This window comes from Rhizobium sp. SVR5-2C (genome assembly GCF_056755115.1).
In genome coordinates, this window is sequence record NZ_JBNDHT010000225.1 from 1 (window position 1) to 6,136 (window position 6,136).

10 protein-coding genes and 3 pseudogenes are annotated in these 6,136 nt (G+C 59.6%); 10 read left to right on the top strand and 3 right to left on the bottom strand.

The genetic code is table 11. The annotated features are described in order from the left end of the window. From ACPYOI_RS34170 to ACPYOI_RS34190, 5 genes and pseudogenes are all read left to right on the top strand, one after another. Positions 1–182, top strand: a 182-nt coding sequence (locus ACPYOI_RS34170) for a YciE/YciF ferroxidase family protein (protein WP_481424023.1), incomplete at its 5' end; no start/stop codon positions are given. A 97-nt stretch (positions 183–279) separates the two neighbouring features. Beyond that, positions 280–399, top strand: a pseudogene (locus ACPYOI_RS34175) (thermonuclease family protein); the annotation flags it as partial. A gap of 50 nt (positions 400–449) precedes the next feature. Then, positions 450–706, top strand: a pseudogene (locus ACPYOI_RS34180) (IS6 family transposase); the annotation flags it as partial. Between the two features lie 266 nt (positions 707–972). After that, positions 973–1,335, top strand: coding sequence for a group II intron maturase-specific domain-containing protein (locus tag ACPYOI_RS34185; RefSeq protein WP_481424029.1), 363 nt, complete (start codon positions 973–975; stop codon positions 1,333–1,335). Positions 1,336–1,397: 62 nt separating this feature from the next. Next, positions 1,398–1,637, top strand: a pseudogene (locus tag ACPYOI_RS34190) (DDE-type integrase/transposase/recombinase); the annotation flags it as partial. Between the two features lie 202 nt (positions 1,638–1,839). Here the strand turns inward: ACPYOI_RS34190 and ACPYOI_RS34195 are convergent. Beyond that, positions 1,840–2,106, bottom strand: a complete 267-nt coding sequence (locus ACPYOI_RS34195; RefSeq protein WP_481418875.1) for a DUF982 domain-containing protein — start codon at positions 2,104–2,106, stop codon at positions 1,840–1,842. A gap of 323 nt (positions 2,107–2,429) precedes the next feature. Between ACPYOI_RS34195 and ACPYOI_RS34200 the strand changes: the two genes are divergently transcribed. The 5 genes from ACPYOI_RS34200 (at position 2,430) to ACPYOI_RS34220 (ending at position 5,227) form a co-directional block, all read left to right on the top strand. After that, complete coding sequence (locus ACPYOI_RS34200; RefSeq protein WP_481418876.1) at positions 2,430–2,555, top strand: hypothetical protein; 126 nt, start codon at positions 2,430–2,432, stop codon at positions 2,553–2,555. Between the two features lie 347 nt (positions 2,556–2,902). Continuing rightward, entirely contained in the window at positions 2,903–3,463 is a 561-nt protein-coding gene (locus ACPYOI_RS34205) for a DUF4142 domain-containing protein (protein ID WP_481424024.1), read from the top strand. Between the two features lie 188 nt (positions 3,464–3,651). Then, positions 3,652–3,885 (top strand): DUF6894 family protein, encoded by a 234-nt coding sequence (locus ACPYOI_RS34210; protein ID WP_481424025.1) that lies wholly within the window; start codon positions 3,652–3,654, stop codon positions 3,883–3,885. A 140-nt stretch (positions 3,886–4,025) separates the two neighbouring features. After that, complete coding sequence (locus tag ACPYOI_RS34215; RefSeq protein ID WP_481424026.1) at positions 4,026–4,991, top strand: magnesium and cobalt transport protein CorA; 966 nt, start codon at positions 4,026–4,028, stop codon at positions 4,989–4,991. A gap of 71 nt (positions 4,992–5,062) precedes the next feature. After that, a complete protein-coding gene (locus ACPYOI_RS34220; protein ID WP_481424027.1) occupies positions 5,063–5,227 on the top strand; it encodes a hypothetical protein in 165 nt (54 codons plus the stop codon). Between the two features lie 327 nt (positions 5,228–5,554). On the opposite strand, the gene ACPYOI_RS34225 is transcribed toward ACPYOI_RS34220, so the two are convergent. Both ACPYOI_RS34225 and ACPYOI_RS34230 read right to left on the bottom strand, forming a co-directional pair. Continuing rightward, on the bottom strand, positions 5,555–5,893 hold the full coding sequence (locus ACPYOI_RS34225; protein ID WP_481418881.1) for a hypothetical protein: 339 nt from the start codon (positions 5,891–5,893) through the stop codon (positions 5,555–5,557). A 62-nt stretch (positions 5,894–5,955) separates the two neighbouring features. After that, the coding region (locus ACPYOI_RS34230; RefSeq protein WP_481424028.1) for a CsbD family protein at positions 5,956–6,136 on the bottom strand (181 nt) is incomplete at its 5' end.

The following is a 6,136-nucleotide window of genomic DNA, read 5'->3' on the forward strand; positions in this document are numbered from 1 at the left end:
CCGCCGCACAGGCTGTGGAACATTACGAGATCAGCCGCTACGGCACGATGGTCACCTGGGCCGAGACGCTCGGTTTAGGCGACGTAGCTGACCTCCTCGCGGAGACTCTTGACGAAGAGGAAACGACAGACGAGCGGCTTACCGAGATCGCCAAAGCGACCGTTAACGTGCAGGCCGCCTGATTGCAGGCAATGCGCCGCGAGACGTGTGAACATCCTTGCCGGGCGCTGCCTTCATCTTGTCGAGCGACACGGTAAAGTGCTGCCGAGCGGTCAAAACATGCGATTGCTGGGAGAAGGTGTTCCGTTCGTTTCGGGTATCGATACGCCGGAGATGGGATCGGGCGCCAAGTGCATCAAGGAACGGAAGCTGGCGTTAATCGTCAAGGGACGGCTGAAAGGGCATCGTAACGTTAACTGTCGATCGACCTTGGTCTGCGATGATGGCGCATGACCCTCAAGTTTCGTGACCCGCTCTACCGCCGCCATCGTCTTCCCGTGAAGTCATCGCCCATGCTGTGTGGCTTTACTTCCGCTTCCCGCTCAGCCTGCGCATGGTCGAGGAAATGCTGGCGGCTCGCGGTATCATCGTGACGCACCAAACGATCCGGCTTTGGGCGGAGAAATTCGGCCGGCACTTTGCCAACGACATTCGCCGTCGTTCCGTTGGTCGGCTCGGCGATAAATGGCACCTCGATGAGGATGTGCCGCGAGGCACCCGCAGCAGTGTGGGAGCCGAGCTGCACGGAAGATGAGGGTATGGCCCCTCGAAACCGACCGTCGGGTAGGTTTCAAACCACTGCAAGCTGCTCTGGACGCGCGTTTTACTGACTGTGGGCTGACGCTTCATCCTGACAAGACTAAAATCGTCTACTGCAGGGATGAAAGTCGGCGAGGTACTCACCCGGTCTACAAGTTCGACTTTCTCGGCTACACTTTCCGGCCGAGACTGGTGAGCAAGAAGGCCGGGGGCATGGGTGTCTCATTCGGTCCTGCGGCCAGTCCGACGGCGCTCAAGGCGATCCGGGGCACTATCCGTAGTTGGTCCTTGCACCTTCGCAGTGACAAGGCTCTCGATGATCTGGCACGGATGTTCAACTCATACATCCGCGGCTGGATCAATTACTATGGTCGGTTCTGTCCTTCAGCTCTCCAACCTACGCTCTGGAGCATCGAACGATACTTGGCTCGATGGGCTTCGGGAAAGTACAAGTCCTTGCGTGGGCATAAGCGGCGATCCCGGCATTGGCTCTTGCGCATCGCGCAGCGCCAACCTCGGCTGTTCGCCCATTGGCCACTGCTTCATGGATACGGCCGGACAATGGGAGCCGGATGATGCGAGAGTATCACGTCCGGTTCTGAGAGAGCGCGGGGGTGAAACTCCCCTGCGCCACTCGCCTCGTCGTTTCGATCCGTGGCGAGAAACACTGGTTCTGGCGCGCAGTTGATCAGGATGGCTTCGTGCTGGATGTTCTCGTGCAGAGCGGCCGCAACGCCAAAGCCGCCTGGCGATGGATGCGCAAGCTGCTGAAGGCTCACAGCCATGCGCCTCGGATCATAATCACCGACAAGCTCCGGTCCTACGACGCCGCGAAGGCGAAGATCATGCCCGGCGTCGAGCATCGTTCGCACAATGGAGGTCGTCGACGGCATGCCAGAAAGCGGAACGATCCATCAGCTCGTAGGAGTGCCTTCGGCTTTTTCCCCGGACCACGCGCCGGAGGAAATGTTCGAGATCGCCGAGAGGCTCTGCGAGAAATCTCGGTGATGCCTAGCGGCCTCCCGAAAGTATCGAGAGTCGCCCATCTCTGCTCAGAAGCGACCGTTGATTGCCACATCGCTAATGTCGGGTCGTTCGGGTCACGACCTCCAGCCTTGCCTCGAGGCACGCCGCCAGAAACGCTTCCCGCGCGACCGCAAGCGGAACCTGTCGCTCGACGGCTGCGTGGCATGTCTTGATCGCGCGTTCGTACTTTTCGCCGTGCTTAACGGGCCACTCGTTCTCCAGAAAGTCGGCTGCGTCATGCGGGTCCGTAAAGCTCCGCTTGAGACCGCTCTGCATCTGAACCTCAAGCGCATGGGACCAAGCGGCAGTCAAGGATTGCATTTCTCCTCCTCCAAAGAAAACATCCTCCATCTGAGATAGTGGCCTCGCGAAATGCGATCAAGGCACTCAATAGAAGTAGCTCGCCGAGCGCTGTTCGACTGCTCGCGCCGTCGATGGAGAAGCATCACCCTGCGGCCTCGTCGCCTGCTCCTCCCGGAACCGATCCCGGCCTTCTCCGTTCCTGTCTGGAATTCACGTCGTGCAGGCCAATCCTATGACCTATCTCGTCGAAATCCCTGCTACCTGTAACGGGCGCCTCCGGTAATCACGTTCACTCCGTTCGAGACGAGCTGACCAAGAAGTTCGGCGGTGTCACCCTTTACATGAATGCGCCAGCAGAAGGATTCTGGCTGGACGACGGCGACGTCGAATGCGACCGGATCGTCGTCGTCGAGGTCATGACCGAGACGATCAACAAGGATTGGTGGACGGCCTACAGCAAGGCCTGAAAGACAGGTTCGAGCAGGAGGAGATCGTCGTCAGGGCGATCGCCATCACGCGTCTCTAATGACTCGCCCATGTGTCACGGCGAGGACGGGTGAGAACGGAAAGCATTCGCCGGGCATTCTCGGTACGGCAACGGACCCGGAACGCAATGCCGGGGCCTACGTTTTTCCCAGGGAGAATTCCAAGGGTTCTTTGGAGGAGGACCACGCGATGAACCTGTTCGATGCCCGCCCTTCTGGTTTCGAAAGATGAAACGTGAGCGAGTCTGCACATCGCTGGACCGGCCCCGATCGGTGGAACAATCGAATGACGACGTTGTTATCGCTGCGCATAAATCATGGAGAACCTGATGAACCGCCGCACCATGCTTAAGGTGGCCGCAGCCGCCACTACCCTTCCCGCCCTCCTCGCGTCCACCTCGGTCTTCGCACAGTCGGCCGCCGCCATGGGCGATGCCGAGAAAAAGCACGCCGAAGACACTAAGAAGATCGGCTCCCTCTCACTCGCGACAAGCCGCGTCGCCGTCACAAAGGCGGGCGATCCGATGGTGAAGGAATTCGCCAAGTGGGAAGTTGGCGAACAGGAAACAATCGCTGACATCCTGAAGTCGATGGAGACCGGCGGTAAGGTCGAAGGTGCTCTCAAGCCGCCGTCCGAAGACGAGGTCGAGAAGACGCTCGACGCCGAGGGCAAGGCTTCGCTCGACAAGCTGAAGGGTACCAGCAGCGCCGAGTTCGACAAGGCATATGTCTCGGCTCAACTCGATGGCCACAAGAAACTGCTGACGATCCAGGAAGCCTACCTGAAGATCGGTCAGGAGCGCGAGCATCTCAGCGTGACGAAGCTCGCCCGCGGCCAGATCAAGGAGCATATCGACCATCTTGACATGCTGAAGTCGAAGGTGGGCTGAAGTTACGGGGCGAATGGTGACCACGGATGTACTGGCACCTCGCGCCAAAGGCCGGGATCAGATCCCGGCCTTGCTTTTGAGTAGCTTGGCCATCGCGACGCGGACCGTCTCAGGACACCTTAGCAGGCCATCTGTGGAACCACCTGCCTTGGCAGCCGTTTCCTTGAACGCCACGAGAAGGATACTCCATGAGGTTCTATTTTCATGTGCGGTCACAGGAAGGATACGACATCGACGAGGAAGGTATCGACCTTCTGTCAATAGACGCTGCTCGAGACGAGGCGCGGAAGGCTGCGAGAGAGATGGTCGCCGAACTCGTTCTTCAGGCGGAGCGTATCGACGGAATGCGCTTCGAGATCTCCAACCAGGACGGCGCCGTCCTGACCACTATTCCTTTTCGCCAGGTCATCGACCTGAACTAGGACGGTCAATCACTTTTTCCCGCGCCCGGCAGAGTGAGGTTACGGCACTCGCAACGTTTTTCCGCCAGTCGCAATGGCTGCAGATGGACATTTTTCCGCAGCGGGGCCAACATCGAACCGCCGAATACCAAGGATGACCCGTGACTGTAGTAGCCGCCTACCTCTATCGCGACGGCAAGCGCGCCGCCGTCCTTTCCCTCGATGATCCCAAGCCGCCCGAAGCAGCAAATGAGTTCGCCTGGATCGGGCTTCACGATCCAACGAAGGAAGAGCTGGCGGTCCTGCAGACGGCATTCCATTTGCACGCCTTGGCGATCGAGGACGCTCTCGACATGAGGCAGGTTCCCAAGGTCGAAGTGTACGGCCACCAGATCTTCGTGATCGCGAAGACAGCCCATCTTGACGGTGACGAGATCGAGTACGGAGAGACGGCGATCTTCGTTGGCCCCAGGCACATAATCTCCGTCCGGCACGGTTCCGACCGTGGGCACAGCGAACTTCGCAGGCAACTCGAGGAGGCGCCGCAGATTCTCAAGAACGGGCCGGACTACGTGCTGCATGGCATCCTCGACTTCATCGTCGACGGGTACCTGCCTGTCGTCCAGACGATCGAGGATCACGTGCTGGCGATGGAACATGACATGCTCGATGCCTTCCTTGGGCGTCGGGAGATCAAGCGCCTTTTTAAACTGCGTCGGCAGTTGATCCGCTTCCAGCGGGTTCTTGGGCCGATGACGGAGGTCTGTGGGAAGCTGGTCCATATCGACCTTCCCTGTATCGACGCCGAGGCCCAGAACTATTTCAGGGACGTCCTTGATCACGCGCGGCGGGTCGAAGGGATGGTCGGCGGCCTCAAGGACGTCATCACGTCCGTCTTCGAGGCGAGCAATCTCCTCGAGCAGCAGCGCCAGGGCACCATCACCCGCCAGCTCGCGGCATGGGCTGCAATCGCCGCAGTCCCGACTGCGATCGCCGGGATCTACGGGATGAACTTCGACAACATGCCAGAATTGAAGACCGAGTACGGATACTTCGTCGTGCTTGCTGTCATCGCATCGTTGTGCGGCTTCCTTTACGCCCGGTTTAGGCGATCCGGCTGGCTCTGACGGCGTCGTCGAGCCATTTGCCGGGAACCTGGACTGTGCAGGATCGTTTCTTCGGCAATCAGGAGAACCTCATGGCACGATACCCCGATTCGAGGCGTTCCGGCGACATCAAGGCGACGCCGGATACTCCGACGCTAATTCCGACCAACCCGAGAGTGAAAGCGATACTCTGGTCGCTGGTCGCCGCGATGGCCGTGCTCGTGATGATCGCGATGTTTGCCTCCGATGTGCTTTGAACCTTCCAACAAGAACCACTTGAAAGACCCGCGACCCGGCGCACAGCTTGGGGATGTTCGATAGCCAAGTAGCCGGGGGTGGACACCGCATTCATCGATGCCCACACCTGTAACCCGCGGATCCTGGTTCGTCAGTGGTCTCGCCCCGTCTGCAAGGATTCCCGGTCTCGGCTGGATGCTGGCTCCATGACGGCGCGGCAGTTGCGATTCACGTCGGTTGCCGAAGAGCGGTTTGTTCGAGAGCGTTCGCCGAACGACCGACATCGTTCCGCCTCCGACGAACCCGCAGACTCGCGCGGCTGTGTCACAGCCTGGCGCACTGTGCGACTACTGGGCGGTGAAGAAGGTCAGCAGGACCTTGCCCTTCTCGCCAAGCAGGCAGGCGAACCGGTCGGGCTTTCCGGTCGTTTCCTTGCGGGCGATGTACGCTTCGCCCAGAATGACCGTCTTGACTGGCACGTCCTCGACCTTCGTGTCGGCCTTGCTGATCGCCAGGCTCTCCATGTCCATGACAAGATCCGTGATTTCCGGCGATCTTTCTTGAAGAGCGAGAAGGCCGGTGGATTTGCATGCATTGACTGCCGGATCCTCGGCAGCCTGGGCGCATGCGTTTCCTGAGAGAAGGCTGAGCGCGACGACCGTCGTGGCGAAAGGGATGACTTTCATGTGGCCTCCTGGAGCCCGCGACGAGCGCGGGCTGAATTTGGACTGTGCTGGACGGCTTGCAGCTACGCCTTGTCGACGACCTTCTTGACAGCGTCCTTGACCTTGCCTTTGGCAACCTGGGCCTTGCCCTTGGCTTCCTGAACACTGCCCTTTGCCTGCTCTTCGTGATTGTCGGCGGCCTTGCCGACCCCCTGACGCGCCTTGCCAGCGATTTCGTTCGTCTTGCCTTTGATCTTGTCCGAT

Coding starts and splice junctions, on each gene's coding strand:
- ACPYOI_RS34185 (WP_481424029.1), top strand. CDS start 973: ATGGGTGTCTCATTCGGTCCTGCGGCCAGTCCGACGGCGCTCAAGGCG.
- ACPYOI_RS34195 (WP_481418875.1), bottom strand. CDS start 2,106: ATGCAATCCTTGACTGCCGCTTGGTCCCATGCGCTTGAGGTTCAGATG.
- ACPYOI_RS34200 (WP_481418876.1), top strand. CDS start 2,430: ATGAATGCGCCAGCAGAAGGATTCTGGCTGGACGACGGCGACGTCGAA.
- ACPYOI_RS34205 (WP_481424024.1), top strand. CDS start 2,903: ATGAACCGCCGCACCATGCTTAAGGTGGCCGCAGCCGCCACTACCCTT.
- ACPYOI_RS34210 (WP_481424025.1), top strand. CDS start 3,652: ATGAGGTTCTATTTTCATGTGCGGTCACAGGAAGGATACGACATCGAC.
- ACPYOI_RS34220 (WP_481424027.1), top strand. CDS start 5,063: ATGGCACGATACCCCGATTCGAGGCGTTCCGGCGACATCAAGGCGACG.
- ACPYOI_RS34225 (WP_481418881.1), bottom strand. CDS start 5,893: ATGAAAGTCATCCCTTTCGCCACGACGGTCGTCGCGCTCAGCCTTCTC.